The organism is Glaesserella sp. (assembly GCF_041817755.1).
Classification (GTDB): domain Bacteria; phylum Pseudomonadota; class Gammaproteobacteria; order Enterobacterales; family Pasteurellaceae; genus Glaesserella.
The window spans coordinates 1-18,227 of sequence record NZ_JBGYBX010000003.1 but is presented as its reverse complement, the minus strand read 5'-3'; the positions used below and the strand labels follow the sequence as shown (position 1 = coordinate 18,227).

Below are 18,227 nucleotides of genomic sequence, written 5' to 3'. Positions count from 1 at the left end.
GGAATGTGATGAAGTTTTGCCACCTCGCGGATACCAACATCCTGCTCGATGACCAATTTGATAATGTCTAAACGAAATTGATAAGGATGGGACATAATCTGCACCTCAAATTAGGTGTCCAAGTTTTGGGGTGCAGATCATACAAGCGGTCCGTTTTGGTCGGAATTTTGCAATTATCTCAGCGATAACTGAAACAACACGGTTTCCGCTTGGCAGCTGAAGGTAAATTTCGCATACAGTCTGACACCGTTGTCGATCGGTTCGATTTTACTCTCGATATCACAAGGCTCCGTTTCGATTTTACGGGCTTTTTGTGTTAAGAAATCCAGTGTATCTTGCGCTTCGGCTTCATCGGCGTAGTGTTGTTCAAATTCAATGCTGCATTCCGCATTGTCAAACATGGATGTGCTTTGTGGTTTACACACGCCTTTGCAGCATTCCGCTTCATCACTAAATGTTTTTGCCATGGTTTTGTCCTATTTTGTCTGAATGAATTCACAATATGGCTAAACAACGTTAGCCTTATCGATAAAAGCATATCATAATATGCCATATCATTTCATTGAGGAGGGACAACATTATGGCTATTTCCAAACAAGATATTTTAACGGCATACCATTATCGTCACGCTTGTAAAGCTTACGACCCGGCGAAAAAAATCAGCGATGACGATTTCCGTTTTATTTTGGAAACCGGGCGACTTTCGCCGAGTTCGTTCGGTTTTGAACCGTGGCGCTTTTTGGTCATTGAAAATCATGCGGTTCGTGAATTGATTCGAGATGCGGCGTGGGGAGCTAAAGACAAAGTGATGGATTGCAGTCATTTTGTGGTGATGGTCGTTCGGCACGCGAGCACCTTGTCGGCGGACGGCGAGTATGTACAACATATTATGCGTGATGTTCACCATATTCCGGACGAAATGAGAACAATGCGCCAAAATTTCTACCGCCATTTCTGTGAAGCGGATTTTGAATTAACTGCTCATCCGGAGGCGTTTTATCATTGGGCGAGCCGTCAGAGCTACATTGCGTTGGGGAATATGTTGACCACCGCAGCCATGTTGGGCATTGACAGTACGCCGATTGAAGGTTTCCCGTTGGAAAAATTGGATGCATTATTGGCGGCGCAAGGGTTGTATGATCCGCAGGTATATAAATTGAGCGTGATGGCGGCTTTCGGTTATCGCGTTGCCGAACCGAGAGAGAAAACGCGCCAATCGTTCGATGAGGTGGTTCAATGGGTCAAATAGCATATTAGGTCGGTAACAAGCGGTCGGTTCGACGGATTTTTTTGCAAAAAAAATACCGAAATCGCACCGCTTGTTGTGATGATAACAATGGAAAACATGAGTCGAACATTGACCAAATATACTGCCTGGTCGGTCTATTTTATGATTTTGGCGCTGTATGCGTTTAGCTTATGGGCGCTGTTTGAACATCGAACCGAGCAAACGTTTTGGTCGCTTGCCGAAACGTGGCGGATATTGCGCTACAGCCTTGTTCAGGCTGCGCTCTCCGCCGGTATTTCGGTGTTAGCCGGTTTGATGTTGGCACGCAGCTTTTTTTATCTGAATTTTAGCGGAAAGGCGCTGTTATATAAATTCGTCTCGTTTATTTGGGCATTGCCTTCGTTGGTGGTCATTTTTGCGGTCATCGGCGTGTGGGGGAATTCCGGTTGGCTGGCTAGCGGATCGGCTTATTTCGGCATACCGTGGGAATTTAACCTTTACGGATTACAGGGCATTTTAATTGCTCATGTGTTTTTCAATATTCCGTTGGTGACCAAATATGCTTTGGAAGGATTGAGGTTAATTCCGAGCAGTCAACATCAATTGGCGACACAGCTGGATTTACGTGGTTGGGGCTATTTTCGGGTTGTGGAATACCCGATATTAAAAGGAATTTTACCTTATGCCTTTGTGAATGTGTTTTTGATCTGTTTTACCAGCTTTCCGATTGTATTGATGTTGGGCGGCGGACCGCAATACAGCACCTTGGAAGTTGCGATTTATCAAGCGGTCGCTTTTGAATTTGATTTTGCAAAAGCGGTATTGCTGATCATGGTGCAAGTGTTAGTCGGTATCCTGCTGCAGATGCTTATCGATGTCGCCACCCGCTTTGCTTTTCATCACAGCAAAAAAAACGGTACGGCTGTCGGTACGGTTTGGAAACCATCACCGAGCGGCATCTACAAACGTGTATTGCAAACGGTACTGGTTGTGTTCAGCTGTTTTTTACTCATTCCGTTGTGCAATGTGCTGTGGAGCGGATTAAGCGTTCCCGCCTTTTTTCAAAAAGTCACCCATCCGTCATTATGGCAAGCGGCATGGTATTCGTTACTGTTAAGCTTGGTTTCTTCCGTCAGTGTGATCATTGTCGCATATTTGATCGGATTGGAAGTGCGGCAATTGGCCTATCGCCGTCAAAAAGTCAAACAGAGTATTTTAGCCGGTGTCAGTACTTATCCGTTGATTATGCCCGTCTTTTTGTTGGCGGTCGGGCTGTTTTTATTGCTGATGGACGTTGAATTACAAACTTGGCAGTTATTATTGATTGTCGGTATTTGTAACGGCTTGATGCTGTTACCTTATATTTACCGTTTGTTGTTTTCCGCTATGTGGCAGGCGTTGGTTTCCCATGATCAACTGGCGCGAAGTTTAGGTTTAACCGGTTGGCGTCGCTGGTGGATTGTTGAACGAACTTATCTGATACATCCGTTGCGAACCGCATTGGCGTTGTCGATGGCATCCGGTTTGGGAAGTTTTGCGGTAATCGCATTTTTCGGTAGCCCGGATTTCAGCACGTTACCGTATTTACTGTATCAGCAGCTCGGCAGTTATCGTACTGAAGAGGCGGCGGTGACGGCATTGGTGTTAATGCTTTTTACTTTTTGGCCTTTCCTATTTATTGAACATGAAGAGAATAAGTAATGATTCGTTTGGATCTTGAATTTGATTATCCTGAAATGCCGATGCAGTTTCAATTACGGGTGAAAAGAGGTGAGCGGGTCGCTATCGTAGGTGAAAGCGGTGCGGGAAAAAGTACATTGCTGAATTTGATCGCCGGATTTGAATCGGCTTCCCGCGGTGAACTGTGGCTTAACGATGAAAATCACTTAACGACCGAACCGGCACAACGTCCGGTATCTATGTTGTTTCAGGATAATAATGTTTTTCCGCATTTAACCGTACAACAAAATATCGGCTTGGCGTTAGTGCCGTGTTTAACGTTAAATGCGGAACAACAACGGCACGTAATACAAATGGCGCAACAAATGGGAATTGCCGAATTATTGCATCGTCGGGCGGACAGTTTGTCCGGCGGACAAAAACAACGCGTGGCATTAGCGCGAACATTATTGAGAGAAAAACCGATTTTACTGTTGGACGAACCCTTTTCGGCATTGGATCCCGCTCGTCGAGAGGAATTGTCGGCATTGGTCGTAAGGTTGTGCGAACAACGAGAGCTGACGTTGTTGATGGTAACCCATCAATTTGATGAGGTAAAAAGCTTATTTCATCGTGTAATAGACGTTAAAGCGGGAAAGCTGTTTGAACGTCCGAATTATTAACATACTCTAGTCAAAATACGATTTTTTCAGTAATATTCGAGCATTTAAACATATTGATTATTTTTTTATTTTTCAGAGGAATATTGTGCCGAGTCGTGATTATGCCGCACGTGCTAAATCAAAAAAACGTGGTGGAAATAAAACGCTTATTTTAGCGATTGTTATATTATTGGTATTGGTAAGCGGGTTGGCATTATGGATGCTGACGGAAAAAGCACCGATACAGACTATTCCAACTCAGACTGTCCAACCGCAGCAACCGAAGAGTACACTGCCGACACCGCCTGAAGAGGTGTATAGCTATATTCGGGATCTTGAAACCCGTGAAGTGCCTGTGGATAAGAACTCTAAACTGGCCCAACTCACCAAAGAGCAAGAGCAACAGATTTTAAAACAACGGGAAGAAGAACAGCGTAAGCAACAAGAATTGCAACAGGCTCAACAACAAACTACTCAGGAGCAAGTCGTAGCACAGCCGACAGAACCACAACAGTCGGAGCAAACGGTAAAGGTATTAACACCGGAAGAGTTTGCCGCGAAAAAAGCACAGGAGCAGAAGCTTGCGGAAGAAAAACGTAAACAAGCCGAGTTGAAGAAACAGCAAGATGCCAAAAAAGCGGAAGCGGCAAAAGCGGTAACACCGAAGCCGACGGAAACCGCTAAATCAGGCGGTAAATACGGATTACAATGCGGAGCATTTAAAAACAAAGCGCAAGCCGAAAATATGCAAGCCCGCTTAGCGATGGCAGGTTATAACGCTAGAATCAGCAGCAGCGGTGAGTGGAATCGAGTGTTTGTCGGCCCTATCGGCGATCGAGCGGCGGCATCGGCGGCGCAATCGAATGCTCGTAGCGTTGCGGAATGTTTAATTATCGGTATGTAATCGAGGACGTTTACATGCAATTTAAAGATTATCTGTCGACCTTTCCGAGCATCGATCACCTTTCCGGACTGAATGTATTGAATGAAAAAGGAGAGGTGATTCATCATATTCCGGCAGTCGAAGGAAAGTTGGGTTCATTAAAACTGTATCATGCGTTAGACGGGCAGTTTGGACATAAATTAGATAAACATTCCGCCTGACAGGGTATTGAATGGTTTGCGGAACATGTGGAGGATGCAAAGCAATATCCGGGAAAACATCCGAATATTGATTTGCTGTTGAATGTGATTTCTCAATCGCTGAACTACACCTTACAACCTATTATTAAATAGTTTGAATTTTAAACGTATAACAGTCTTTCCGTGATTTTCTGTTTGACAGCCCTATGAAAATCATTAGAATACAACGACATCAAGCGCTACTTTACTGGTAGCGCTTTTTGCGGGAATAGCTCAGTTGGTAGAGCACGACCTTGCCAAGGTCGGGGTCGCGAGTTCGAGCCTCGTTTCCCGCTCCATTTGCCCGAGTGGCGGAATCGGTAGACGCAAGGGATTTAAAATCCCTCGCCTTTCGGGGCGTGCCAGTTCAAGTCTGGCCTCGGGCACCATTCTATTCCGCAAGACAAGAAATGATAAATAAGATAGCACCGTAAGGTGCTTTTTTATTGCCTCAAGTTTTAGAAGAAACACAAATCAAATTAGGAAGGAAATGCAAATGTGGATATATTAGACTAGTACACTTGCTAATCTAATACGCCTCAAACTAAAAGCTTTTGATCATATTGAAAAGTCTTAATCCCTTTCGTTCAGGGCGGAGTCTTTTGATCAACTAGAAATTACAAATTTGTAAAATGTGAGGAGACTCAACGGGATCTAAGCCGTTTGGCTTAGATCTTCTTTCTATCTTACAGTTTGTACCAACGCCGAAATCCCTTCCTCAAACGCTTCTTTTTCCGCCATATCAACAATCTGTTCATGCGAATAATGTTGTGCGTTATAAACCACGACAATGCTGGTATCGCCGATTTGTAGGAAATTATGTTCGCCGAAATCCGTATAGCGGGTTGCTCCAATGCTGATGATGGCTTTAGTCGGGTAATCGGCGCGGGCAAGGAGATCGGCGATGTTATTCATCGGATCTTGGTCGGGCTGATGGTTCATTCGATCAATGATCCAATCTAGTAGCTTTTGGTGGAAATAACTGTAACCGATCGTCGGGCTATCGATACCGTATTCACTCAAGGTACCGTTACGTTTGTGGAAGCAGGCGATACGGTAGCGGTCTAAATTTCCGCCTTGTTCGAATTTATCCAATGCAATTCGGGTGGCAGAAATCCCTTTAGAATTAGCTCCCCAGTTTTTCTTTTCACAAATTTTTCTCGCATTTGGACGGCGAATAGAGCAGTCGTTATAAGCGGCAAAATGAGTCGGTTTTAATGCAACGACGTTGTTGTCTTGATACTCAATGTCACAAATTAATGCGACTTCCGGTTCGATTTGCAGGTTGTCGGCATCTTTCGGGAAGGTAATGGTGTCATGAGAGAGTGGATAATGAGCAAGAAAGCGGTCGGATTCGGCTAAATTTTTGCAAGGAACGTAAAACGGGAAAATCGCTTTCGGTTGAATCGCTTCGGTGGTTTGAACGTTGACAAAATCGGCGGCTTCGCCGGCTTGTTCCAAATGTCCGGCAAAGTTACCGGCAACGCCTAAACCGATGAAATGAGCAGTGTGCATTTGATACTCCTGTTGTGCTGAATTTGTGCGGTACAGTTTACAATTTCTTGATATAAATAGCGATATGTACTGTGTAAATATACGGTGGAAAGTACATTTTTAAATCTTTTGGGATAAAGTAAAGATAACTTGTGTAAAATTGATTTATTTTTAATAAATTTACAATTATTCTGTTCTTCCCGTTTATATCGTGGTTCTAATATTGGGTTTAAGTAAAATTTTAAAGGAGATGTAAATTTAATGAAAGGGATTACACTAAAAGTTGTGAGTGGCGAAAATGTCAAAACGATGAGCTTACAAGGCGGTAAAACCATCGTTCAAAAAGCAATGTCAGCGACTAAATACCAGCTAGTCGATGAAAACGGTCAATTAATTACCCATATTAAAACCAAGGTCGTCGGTGATGATCTTCAGGTCTTTGTGGACGGAGAAGAGCAACCGAGTTTAGTGTTGGAAGAATACCAACAACATTATCCTATTCAGAACGAACAATATTTGGCGGAAGCTCAGGCTTCTTTCGCTACGGCGGAAAGTGCGGTGATGGCGGCGGAGTTGGCGGCTGCGGCACCGACGAATTTAACTTCCGTATTAAGTGCATCCAAATTAACCGGTATTGCCTTAGGGGCGTTAGCTACGACCGGCTTGGTTGCTGCGGTAGTACGCAATCAGGGCGGAAAGGATGACGGTAAAACCGAATCTCCGGTTAACTCAGCGGCGCCGAAAACCGATCCGTCAGCACCTCAAACCCCGACGACGGAATCAAAAACCGAGCCGTCAGCACCTCAAACCCCGATGGCGGAATCAAAAACCGAGCCGTCTGCGCCTCAAACCCCGACGACGGAATCAAAAACCGAGCCGTCTGCGCCTCAAACTCCGACGACGGAATCAAAAAACGAGCCGTCAGCACCTCAAACGCCATCGACCGAACCGGTCACGCCGGTAGAACCGCTAAAGCCTGAAATTACACTTGATCCGATTGCGGCGGATGATTTGATCGATCACATTGAAGCGCAAGCCGATACCATTATGGTTACGGGGTCGGTGAAAAATGCAAATAACGGCGATACGGTTACGTTAATGGTTGGAGATGCGGAGATTACCGGCTCGGTTCAAGACGGGCGTTTTGCGATTGCCGTAGAGACTAAAACATTAGTGGTACACCAACTGGTAATGGCAACGATTGCGGAAACGGATACGGTGTTAAGAGAGTATCGCATACAAACCCCCGAGCTGAGTTTTGACCCGATTACACCCGATAATGTGATCAATATTGCGGAGTCAACTGGTGAAGTCACATTAAGTGGAAGTGTAACAAATGCACCGGATGGTTCAACGGTGAAAATTGCGATTGGTGATGAAATACTGACGGCTCAAGTCAATGCCGGTCTGTTTACGCTCTCTGCAAGCGGTCAGTTATTGGCAAAAAATCGCAAATTGGATGTGTCTGTTGAAACACCGAATAAGGTCGGTTCTGAGGTCGTTATCCATAGTTATGACGTGGATTTGGAGGCGCCGACACCGACAATTAACCTCAACCCGATTGCAGGCGATAACCGTATTACTACCAAAGAATCTCAAAATGAATTTACCACGATTACAGGGACGGTCGAAGGGGTTGAAGACGGTCAAGAAGTGAAAGTGTCTTGCGGCTGTGCAAGTTGTTCCGGCGTACAGTGGATTGACATGATGGCAATCGTCCGTAACGGCGAGTTTAAAGTCGATTTCAAAACGGCGGACTTATTGACGGCAAACTATAATACCGTTAAAGCCAGTGTCACGGCTAAAGATGCGGCGGATAACAGCACAACCGTTGAAGACAGTGAAACATACAGCCAACCTGTTGCAATGACGACGGAAGCGGTATTAGGTTCCGCCACGGTATTAAACCGTTTATCCAACCTTAACGGCGATAACAATAACATTAATAAAGCCTTTGCCGACGCCACACCGGTGATTAACTATACCAATGTGGTACGGAATTTAAAAATGGATGAATTAGAGCGTGTGGTCATTGAACTCAACAATGGTAAAACCTATACGTTAGAGCAACCGAAGCCATGGTTTACGGTTGCGATTCCTGTTCATGATTTGGCGGGAGGTAATCAATTAAAGGTCACGGCAACGGTGAAGAATCCGACTACGATGGAAACGCTTGATCTCACTCGTCAGATTAACTATGTGTATGATGTGACGGCGGATATTCAAGTAACGATTGATCCGATTAACGATAATAAAACTATCGCTTTTGCAGATTTGGGTAAAACCACCAAACTTAGCGGTACGTTGAACTATGATGAATACGATATTCCCGAACGTAGCGTCAATATGGTTTTAACGGTCGGCGGGCAAACGTATACGCCGCTTGTGATGGGCAAAACTTGGTCGGTGGAGGTCCCTTTGTCGGTATTGGCGAAAGCCGAAGGAGAAAACAGCCTTTCGGTTAACGTAACCGCCACGGATAAAATGGCGAATATCGCAACAGCGACAGCAACGGCCGCTTACCAAGTAGATACGAAAGCACCGCAAGTGACGATTACGCTTGAGCCGATTACGGTGGATAATGCGATCAGCCAAGATGAGCGGACGGGTAATATCACCCTTAAAGGAAAGGTAACCGGTGAATTTATCGCCGGAGAGACAGTGCGATTATTCGTCAACGGTGAAACGATTGCGGTGAATGTGACGGCGGACGGTACCTTTAGTCACGATGTTGCGGCACAAACCTTAGCAAATGATCCAACGATGAGCGTCAGAGCAAGCTATACGACACAGGACGCTGCGGGAAATCGTGTTGTAGCGGAAGACAGCCGGTCTTATAGTGTAAAAACCGGCAATATTGATATTCAGCTTGACAGTATCACCGCTGATGACTTGATCAACGTCACTGAAAAATCAAGTCATATCATGGTATCAGGTACGGTATCCGGAACGGATGCCCGTGAAGGTCAACAAGTTACCCTTACGATTAACGGCACGAGTCGTACAACGGCGGTACAAAATGCGGGCGGTCAATTGGTCTTTAAACTTGACGTGCCGGCAGCCGAGCTGATTTCTACGGATAAATATGTCATCACGGCGAGTATCCTCGGTGAAAATGGCGCCTCAGCCAATACCGCCCGTTCTTATACGGTCGACAAAAATGTAGTGGCTAAGATCGATATCACTCAGGTCGGTGATTTTTCGCAAAATTTGAGCGAAATCGACCCGCTTGTACGCATTAAAGGTGCCGTCGAATTTGCGGACAACGATATCTATTCACAAGGGTTAAATCATAAACGGTTACTGGAAGTACAAGTGAAGTTCGGTGAGAAAACCTATAAAGCCGGTTTCCGCGATAAGCAATTTTTTATGGATATAGCGGCAAGCGAGTTGGCTGAGTTGACCGGTCAACCGGTATCCTTAAGTTTCTCTTTGGCAACCGGAGTGAACGGGGACTACCATCATAATGTTTATGGTCTTAATACGAAGCCTGACGGCACCTATTCCACTTGGCGGACTTTTGGGGCAAGAGCACCGCAAGTCAAAGCGATTACCTTTGAGAGTCCGTACTTAGAAAAGCAAGCCGATAACAGTTATAAAGTGAATTACCAAGCCGATCAACAAGTAACGGTGAGCGGTACAGTCAGTGCGGCGGATAATCACTCGGTAAAAGTCGGTGAGACGATTGTGATTAAGGTCGGCGATAAGAGTTATGAAACGCAAGTACAAACCGGTAATGTATTCTCAACCTTAGTGGATAAATCCGTTTTAGCACAAGCGGATCACGTGACGGCTACATTGACGACAAATGATTTGTCGGGTAACGCCATTCAGGTGTCAGACATTGAGAGAGTTATCGCCCCACAAGCGGTAAGCGGTAAGCATGTAATTGTGCAGTCTCAGCCGCCGGCGCAAGCGGATATCAATAATGATCATTCGACGGAAGGCTATAATTTCCCTTATTTTGTGGAGAAATTGGGGGGGATTCGTTCGGCGATTAATACCGTTCTCGGCGGTGAGAGTGCGCCGTTAGTTTATAAATATCATATTGTAACCAAGGAAGAATTGGCTGATCCGGCAAATATCGAAAGCAGTCGTGAGGTGAATGCAAAATATTCGGATTATGTGGCTCCTGAAGATTTTCACCCAAATTTTATTAGCGATTTTAGAGAGGCTTATGCGGAAATCGGTAAATATATCAACGTCAATTTTGTTGAAGTGAATTCTGTGGCGGAAGCGGACACCAATATCTATATTGCCAAGGCGGATAATCTGCGCGGACATGCCGCTTGGGCGTGGTCAGGCGGAAATATCATTTGGAACGGTGGGGTTGCTTATACCTATCCGACAATTAAATACTCATTCTACACCGCATTACATGAAATCGGGCATACGTTAGGTATGGCTCACTCCAGTAATGGATTTAAAAATACGTTCCGAGCCAAAGAAGATACTCTTGAACTCACCAATATGTCTTACAACAATGGGGTAAAAGATAACTTATTCTACAATCTCAAAACATTGCGTATGTTTGATATCGCTTATTTGCAATATCAATTCGGCGTAAATAAGACAGCCCGTGCCGGTAATGATGTGTATAGCTTTAAGGCTTACAATGCTTTTTCACCGGACGGTGACATCTATATTTGGGATGGTGCAGGTGTGGATACCTTTGATGCTTCTAAAGAAGAACAAGGCGTAACGATTGATTTGACCCCCGGCTCTTGGATTCATGTCGGTGACACGCGTGAACAGACCTTAGTGATCAAAGAACAAAAAACGTATACCGCACAAGAGTATTTCGGTTTATCCGGTGATACTGCAGTGGGTTCGGTCAATAATTGGGGTAAATTGGGTTCTACCACTTTTAATGAATATACCAAAGGTCAAGCTTTTATCGGCTTTGGTACGCAGCTTGAAAATCTGATCGGATCGGCATACGCCGATAAACTGACCGGCAATGTCGCCGACAATAATATTTATGGCGGTGCAGGCGATGACGTTATTGATGGCGGTGCCGGAAACGATCATCTTGACGGCGGCGAAGGAACGGATCGATTAATCGGCGGTTTGGGTAATGATACTTACGTAGTAGAAAACGTTATCGACACGATTATTGAAAATGAAGACGAAGGTATCGATAGCGTATTTTCCAATATCGATTTTAGTCTTGCCGATTTGGAGAACGTGGAACATCTGACCTTGGTCGGTTCAACGGCTCAAGTTGCAACGGGTAACTCACTGAATAACACCTTGACGGCGAATAATCTTGGTAACACGTTAAACGGTGGCGGCGGAGATGACCGATTGGTCGGCGGTTTGGGCGCAGATATATTGAACGGTGGAGAAGGCGCCGATACTTTTGTTTTCAATACGGTGTTAAACGGTAATGTCGATAGGATAGATCTGCAAGCCGGCGATAAAGTGGAACTTTCACGTGAAATTTTTACGGCATTATCAGATCAAGAGAGCGTATTAAACTTCATTAAGTACGATGCAGAAACCGGTAAATTGTATTACGACAGCGATAATGAGGGCAGTACGGATCGTGTTCATTTTGCAACCGTAAACAATCCGATTGCCGGTTTGGATCAGAATTATTTCATCGTCGCTTAATGTATTAAATAAAAGCCTATTGAATAACAGTAGGTTTTTATCGTTTTAATACTATTCAATATTGGATCATTTATTTGTGATCTTCTGTTAAAGGAGCCTTTTTATTATGAAAAAGATGACGTTACATGTTATCAATAGTAAGACGGAGAAGCTTACTCTACAAGCAGGTAAAACAACCGTTCAAAAAGCGGTTTCAGGAACCACATACCGATTAACGGATGAAAACGGTCAACTCATCACGAATATTAAAACAAAGGTGGTTGGTGGTGATCTTTGGGTATTTGTCGACGGCGCAGAACAGCCAAGTGTTGTGTTGGAGGACTATCAACAGAATTACCCTATTGAAAATACGCAATATTTAGCGGAAAACCAAGCTTCTTTTGCTACGGCGGAAAGTGCAGGGTCGGCATCGGAAATCTCCGCCCTCGCCTCACCGGCAAACCTGGTAACTCAATTAGGAGCGACACAACTCATTGGAGCGACATTAGGTTCGATAGCCGTTGTTGCCGGCGGTGTCGCCATTGCACAAAGCGGTCGTAATCAGAGTACGTCAAATCAATCCAAATCGGAACATAATCAAAAGACAGTGGAATCTCAATATATTCCCCCACCGAAGGCGGAAGAGCCACCAAAGACAGAAGAACCACCAAAGACGGAAGAACCATCAAAGACGGAAGAACCGCCGAAGGTGGAAGATCCACCAAAGACGGAAGAACCGCCGAAGGCGGAAGAATCACCAAAGACGGAAGAACCACCAAAGACGGAAGAACCGCCGAAGGCGGAAGAACCACCAAAGACGGAAGAACCGCCAAAGACGGAAGAACCACCTAAGACGGAAGAACCACCGAAGGCGGAAGAGCCCCCAAAGACGGAAGAACCACCGAAGACAGAAGAGCCGCCGAAGACGGAAGAGCCCCCGAAGACGGAAGAACCACCGAAGACAGAAGAGCCGCCGAAGACGGAAGAGCAACCGAAGACGGAAGAGCCACCGAAGACGGAAGAACCACCAAAGACGGAAAGTAAACCGACATGGGAAGTGACGCCTAAAGCCAAACCGGTGGTTGAGCCCGAAATCGAATCTGTACCGGAACCCAAACCACAAACCACGCTTGAGCTGGCTCCGTTAACTTCGCTGGCTACGCTTGAAGAACCGGTTGACGGGCAACCTCCGGCATTGACGATTGCTTGGGATCACCGTGTTGCCGGTGAGGACGGTATATTGAACAAAAACGATATTACGGGAAAAACGATGCTTTCCGGGACGTTTGATCATAAAGGTATCTCGTTTGATGTTATGCCGCCGAATATCGTGATTACGTTGAAAAAGGTCGGAAGTTCGAATGCAGCGGCGTTATTTCAGCCTGTTGTCGATTGGGAAAAAAAGACATGGTCTGTAGAAATCGATACGGCGGAGTTAAATAAAGGTGAAGGCGATTATGTGATAAACGCCTCTTTTACCGCATATAAATCACAGCAAGGTGTTCACCCCAGCACAGGCAAACCGCTTCGTCCCGTTATGGGTACCGCATCGGCGGAGCAACATTATCAGGTTGATACCGTGATTGAAGAGCCGGTCATTATTTTTGACAAAATAGCCCATGACGACCTCCTTGATTTGGTCGAGCAAAAAGCGGAAAAAACAACGCTTTCCGGTTCGGTGAAACATGCGGCGGATGGTGATTACGTCAAACTTGAAATCGGTCAATCGGTTTATTACGCCGAAGTGATTGCAGGGAAATTTTCCAAAGCGATCAATACGAAAAACTTGATTGTGCACGAGGAAGTCCGTGCGAGTATCGCCGTTCAGGATCAAGCCGGAAACCGAGCGAGCGCTACCGCACGGAAAACGTGGCAGGTTCAGGAGGAATTACTGACGATCACTCTTGATAAGGTAACGGAAGACAATGTGATTAATATTGAGGAATCGCAAAAGGCGGAGATTATCTTATCGGGGAAAGTCACGCGCGCCGATGACGGTTCGACGGTCGAGTTGATTATCGGTGATCAAATTATTAAAACGACGGTGCAAAACGGGGAATTTCGCGTGCCTGCAAGCGGTCAGTTATTGGCAAAAAATAGCAAAATTACCGCTGTAGTCAGAAATACGGAAAATATCACTGCCCGAGAACTGTATGTTTATGGCACGGATCTTGAAATAACACCGACCATCACCTTGAACAAAATTACCGGGGACAACAAGATCGATAAAGCCGAATCGGAAAAAGCCATGACGGAAATCAGTGGTCGTGTGACGGGAGCGCAAGACGGCGATACAGTCGAAATCTCTTGCGGTTGCCCGTATTGCTCGGGGGCAAATTGGACGATGCTGACCACAAAAGTGAAAAACGGCACATTTAAAGTGGATTTTTCAACGGCAACGTTAACGGCGGAAAATCATAAAATGATCCGAGCTAAAGTGATGGCGACGGATAAAGCAGGCAATACGGCGGAAGCGGAAACCAGCCAAACGTATAATGTCAATACGACCGGAAGCGATGCAAATTTGTCAAGTCTTGCGGCGGTGGGAGAGCAAAATGTGATCAACAAAGCATTTGTGCAGGCAAATGACACCATCACCTATAACGGCACGGTTTGGGGGCTGGGCATCCGTAACGGCAGAGAAACCGTGGAGAAAGTAGAGATAAAATTAAACGGGAAAACGTATGACGCCGAATTAAGTCGGGATAGTCACGCGTTACGTAACTTCAAAGCGGAACTCAACACGGACGATTTTGCCAACGGCTCGGAAATGTTTGTGGTGGCGACCGTGAAGAACAATACGACGAATGAAAAAGTCGTGGTGAGTGAAAAGGTGGTTTATCGTTATGATACGGAGGCTCGAATCCAAGCGGATATTCACCCGATCAACAACGGTAAAACCATTGTGGCAGCGGATTTAACCCGCTCGGAAGTGGTCATTAGCGGGACGTTAACTTATGATGAAGCGGATTTTAATCAGGCGGATATCAAGTTAGTCGTCACTTTAAACGACAAAACGTACGCTCCGACGGTGACAGGGAAAATATGGTCATTGACGTTGCCTGTCGGCGAACTAACAAGCAGGGAGGGAGATAATACCTTATCGCTTACGGTGAACGCACTGGATCGTGCCGGCAACCCGGCAACGGCAAGTGCGACGGTCAATTTCGTTGTTGATGCAATCGCACCGAAGCCGATCATTACATTAGATCCGATAGACGATGACAATAGCCTTGCTCAAACCGATACGCGAGAAATTATCCTATCAGGTAAAGTCAGCGGTGATTTCAAAGTCGGTGAAAAGGTTATCTTGACGGTAAATCATCAAACGGTAGAGGCGGTGATTATGGATAACGGTGTGTTTAGTACAACGATCTCCGCCTCCGAATTGGTTAACAGCGCCTCACCCAGTGTCGTGGCACACTATTCGACGAAAGATACCGCAGGTAATGTCGGCAGCGCTCAAGCCAGTTTATCCTACAGTGTCAGCCAAGGGGATATTCGTATTACGTTGAATGATATTACTACGGATAACCTGATTAACGTAACCGAGCAATCGCAAATGATTAGGGTATCGGGAAATATTGCCGGTAGTGAAGCGAATGCCGCTTCCGTCGTTGAGATTATGGTGAATGGAAATACCTATACCGGGAAGTTGGACAGCCAGCTCAATTTTACTGCCGAGGTGCCCGCCTCGGTATTGATTGGGGCGGCGAATTATACTGTTAAGGCAAAAGTCTCATCCGGTGAAACCGTATCGGCAACGACGGCGAAAGTGTTTCAAGTGGATAAACATGTGGCGGCAAGTATCGACATGACATCCGTCGATGATTTCAGTTTGCATTTGACGGATAAAGACCCGATTATCCGTATCAGCGGAACGGCGGAGTTTGAGGGCGTATACGCACAAGGCAAAAACTACAATGAGGTTCGTCAAGCGATTATCAGCGTAGGGAATAAAGAATACAAGGTGGGTGTACAAAATAAAGCCTTCTTTATTGACATCGCCGCCAGTGAATTAAAGGATTTTAACGGTCAGCGCGTTTCGGTAACATTCACACCGGATCCGAAGGTACATCAATTAACGACAGTCGGAGAAAACCGCTACAGCATTCAAAAAATCAATGCGCCGGAAGTCAAAACCACAAGCCTGACGCTTAGCAGCGACTACCTCAAATTAGTGGATAAAGACAAATATTATATTGCTTACCATGATGAAATGACCACGGTCAGCGGTACGGTATCGGGTACGGCAAAACAAGGAGATAAAATCACCTTAACCGTCGGTAACGAGCGTGTCGACACAACGGTATCGGCGGATAACACATTCTCTGTGAGTGTACCGAAAACCTTTCTTGCTGCCGGTACGAAAATTACCGCGACCTTGGAAACACAAGATCTCTCCGGTAACATCATTCGGGTTTCCGATCAAGAAACCTACAGTACCGCCGTATCGGTGAGAGGTGAGAAAAAAATCGGTGTAATACCTATACCAAGCACGGTACAAGACGATCATTCACAAGCAGGCTGGACGACACCGTACTTTATCCGTCACTTGGGAAATTTGCAAAAAAACGGCTTTAACGTACCGCTTGGCGGGCCGCAAGGTAAACCCGCCGTGATTCAGTATTACTTCTACGGCACACAGGAAGCCGAATCGGGCGGAACCGTGCCGAGTGACGCATTACTGGATGAGGATTTGAAGAATATATTCCGAAAAGCGTACAGTGTGATTTCCGATTACATTAATGTGGAGTTTGTTGAAACAAAAACCTGGAGCGGAAAAAACAGCATGAATACCTTTGTGCATTTTGCTCCGATGAATAATGGTTTTGCAGCGGTGGCGAGCAACGGCGGGCATATCACTTGGAATAGTAAAATGAATTATAAAAGCTGGGGAGAAAATTACAATTTCTACACGGCATTGCATGAAATCGGGCATACCTTGGGGATGAATCACACCGCCCAAGGCGATATTCCTTTCAGCCCTCAATATCCATATGAAAACTCGGCGGAATTTTCCGTAATTTCATATAATTCGGGGGTAAACGATAAGTTATATCAGGCGTTACGTACTCTACGCCCTTATGATTTGGCTTATTTACAAAATCGTTTCGGCGTCAATGAAAAAGCGCGAATCGGTAATGACGTGTATACCTTCAAACATTTTAATACCTATAGTTCGGATATTGATCGCTATATTTGGGACGGTGGCGGCGTCGATACGTTTGATGCCTCCAAAGAAAATGAGGGAGTTTACGTTAATCTCACACCGGGTTCTTGGATTCATGTCGGGGAGACGAAAGAAAAAAATTTTGTCATCAAAGCCGTTCATGCCAATGAACAAGATGCTAAAGCTTATTTCGGCTTAGAGAGTACGGCGACGGTTCAAGGGAGCGGAAAAGTCGGTGTTCAAGACATCGAATATACTCAAGGACAAGCGTATATCGGGCAAGGAACACAAATTGAAAACCTTATCGGTTCGGTGCATAAAGATACGCTTATCGGTAATGCGGCGGATAACAATATTTACGGTGGCGCCGGTGATGACTTGATTGAAGGCGGCTCGGGAAATGATTATCTTGACGGTGGTACCGGTGCCGATACGTTAAAAGGCGGTTTGGGGGATGATCATTATGTGGTCAACGAACTCTCGGATACCGTACTTGAACAGGTTGATGAAGGCAATGATATTGTCTACAGTACGATAGACTACCATTTACCGGAGCATGTCGAAAATTTAACGTTAATGGGGACGACGGCAACGCAAGCGACAGGAAATCAACGCAATAACAAACTCACGGCGAATAATGTCGGCAACGTGCTTAACGGCGGTGACGGTGATGATCGCTTGATCGGCGGGCTGGGTGCAGACAGCTTATTCGGTGGCGAGGGAAATGATACGTTTGTCTTTAATACCCCCTTAAATGGTAGCATCGATATTATTCAGGACTTGACTCAAGGAGATAAAATCGAATTATCCAAAACGGTATTCAGCCGGTTAACCGATGCGGAGAGTGTGAAAGAGCATATCCATTTTGAGTCGACGACCGGTTATTTGACCTATGACAGTGATGCAAACGGTATAGGAGACAGCGTTCATTTCGCCACCATCGCAAACCTGCTAAGCACCTTAGAAAATACGATGTTTGTGGTGGTATAGTCGATTTGCAAAATTCACTCCAAAACAGATCGCTTGCTGCTAAAAATTCAGCCAAATTGAATTGTTTTTCAACAAGCGGTCGGATTTTTCAAAAAATTTGCAAAAATCGCTTGCGCGGAATTCTAAAATCTCTATAATGCGCCCCACACAACGACGCGCTGTTGCGAAGTGATTAAACAGTGCGTCGTTCTTTTTTGCTCTTTAACAATTTATCAGACAATCTGTGTGGGCACTTGTTGATTGACTTTGTTTGAAAATATTTTTTAATTTTGAAGTCTTGATAAGTGCTTAACTTGAAATTCAT

At 45.3% G+C, this 18,227-nt stretch carries 8 protein-coding genes, 2 tRNA genes and 1 pseudogene; 9 read left to right on the top strand and 2 right to left on the bottom strand.

Going from position 1 to position 18,227, the window contains the following annotated elements; genetic code table 11:
* Positions 1-173: 173 nt before the first annotated feature.
* Entirely contained in the window at positions 174-467 is a 294-nt protein-coding gene (locus tag ACEYKX_RS00365) for a YfcZ/YiiS family protein (protein WP_373766973.1), read from the bottom strand.
* Positions 468-580: 113 nt separating this feature from the next.
* On the opposite strand from ACEYKX_RS00365, the gene ACEYKX_RS00360 reads away from it, so the two are divergent.
* From ACEYKX_RS00360 to ACEYKX_RS00330, 7 genes and pseudogenes are all read left to right on the top strand, one after another.
* Positions 581-1,249, top strand: a complete 669-nt coding sequence (locus tag ACEYKX_RS00360) for an NAD(P)H-dependent oxidoreductase (protein WP_373766974.1) — start codon at positions 581-583, stop codon at positions 1,247-1,249.
* Between the two features lie 78 nt (positions 1,250-1,327).
* Entirely contained in the window at positions 1,328-2,929 is a 1,602-nt protein-coding gene (thiP, locus tag ACEYKX_RS00355; protein WP_373766980.1) for a thiamine/thiamine pyrophosphate ABC transporter permease ThiP, read from the top strand.
* On the top strand, positions 2,929-3,570 hold the full coding sequence (gene thiQ / locus ACEYKX_RS00350; protein WP_373766975.1) for a thiamine ABC transporter ATP-binding protein: 642 nt from the start codon (positions 2,929-2,931) through the stop codon (positions 3,568-3,570). The genes thiP and thiQ overlap by 1 nt, the downstream gene beginning before the upstream one ends.
* Positions 3,571-3,655: 85 nt before the next feature.
* Complete coding sequence (gene ftsN, locus ACEYKX_RS00345; protein ID WP_373766976.1) at positions 3,656-4,453, top strand: cell division protein FtsN; 798 nt, start codon at positions 3,656-3,658, stop codon at positions 4,451-4,453.
* Positions 4,454-4,467: 14 nt separating this feature from the next.
* Positions 4,468-4,785, top strand: a pseudogene (locus tag ACEYKX_RS00340) (DUF2322 family protein).
* A gap of 109 nt (positions 4,786-4,894) precedes the next feature.
* Positions 4,895-4,970 (top strand) — tRNA-Gly (locus ACEYKX_RS00335).
* A 3-nt stretch (positions 4,971-4,973) separates the two neighbouring features.
* Positions 4,974-5,060: transfer RNA gene (locus tag ACEYKX_RS00330), tRNA-Leu, on the top strand.
* Positions 5,061-5,352: 292 nt separating this feature from the next.
* Here the strand turns inward: ACEYKX_RS00330 and ACEYKX_RS00325 are convergent.
* Positions 5,353-6,186 carry a DUF5718 family protein gene (locus tag ACEYKX_RS00325; protein ID WP_373766977.1) on the bottom strand — a complete coding sequence of 278 codons (834 nt, stop codon included), beginning with the start codon at positions 6,184-6,186 and terminating at the stop codon, positions 5,353-5,355.
* A gap of 240 nt (positions 6,187-6,426) precedes the next feature.
* On the opposite strand from ACEYKX_RS00325, the gene ACEYKX_RS00320 reads away from it, so the two are divergent.
* Together ACEYKX_RS00320 and ACEYKX_RS00315 are read left to right on the top strand one after the other, a co-directional pair.
* Positions 6,427-11,781 carry an Ig-like domain-containing protein gene (locus ACEYKX_RS00320; protein ID WP_373766978.1) on the top strand — a complete coding sequence of 1,785 codons (5,355 nt, stop codon included), beginning with the start codon at positions 6,427-6,429 and terminating at the stop codon, positions 11,779-11,781.
* 106 nt (positions 11,782-11,887) lie between these two features.
* Positions 11,888-17,923, top strand: coding sequence for an Ig-like domain-containing protein (locus ACEYKX_RS00315; RefSeq protein WP_373766979.1), 6,036 nt, complete (start codon positions 11,888-11,890; stop codon positions 17,921-17,923).
* The last annotated feature ends 304 nt before the right edge of the window (positions 17,924-18,227 follow it).

What these genes read in the sequence shown, in the direction of transcription:
- ACEYKX_RS00365 (WP_373766973.1), bottom strand. Translation starts at nt 467, where the DNA reads ATGGCAAAAACATTTAGTGATGAAGCGGAATGCTGCAAAGGCGTGTGT.
- ACEYKX_RS00360 (WP_373766974.1), top strand. Translation starts at nt 581, where the DNA reads ATGGCTATTTCCAAACAAGATATTTTAACGGCATACCATTATCGTCAC.
- thiP (WP_373766980.1), top strand. Translation starts at nt 1,328, where the DNA reads ATGATAACAATGGAAAACATGAGTCGAACATTGACCAAATATACTGCC.
- thiQ (WP_373766975.1), top strand. Translation starts at nt 2,929, where the DNA reads ATGATTCGTTTGGATCTTGAATTTGATTATCCTGAAATGCCGATGCAG.
- ACEYKX_RS00325 (WP_373766977.1), bottom strand. Translation starts at nt 6,186, where the DNA reads ATGCACACTGCTCATTTCATCGGTTTAGGCGTTGCCGGTAACTTTGCC.
- ACEYKX_RS00320 (WP_373766978.1), top strand. Translation starts at nt 6,427, where the DNA reads ATGAAAGGGATTACACTAAAAGTTGTGAGTGGCGAAAATGTCAAAACG.
- ACEYKX_RS00315 (WP_373766979.1), top strand. Translation starts at nt 11,888, where the DNA reads ATGAAAAAGATGACGTTACATGTTATCAATAGTAAGACGGAGAAGCTT.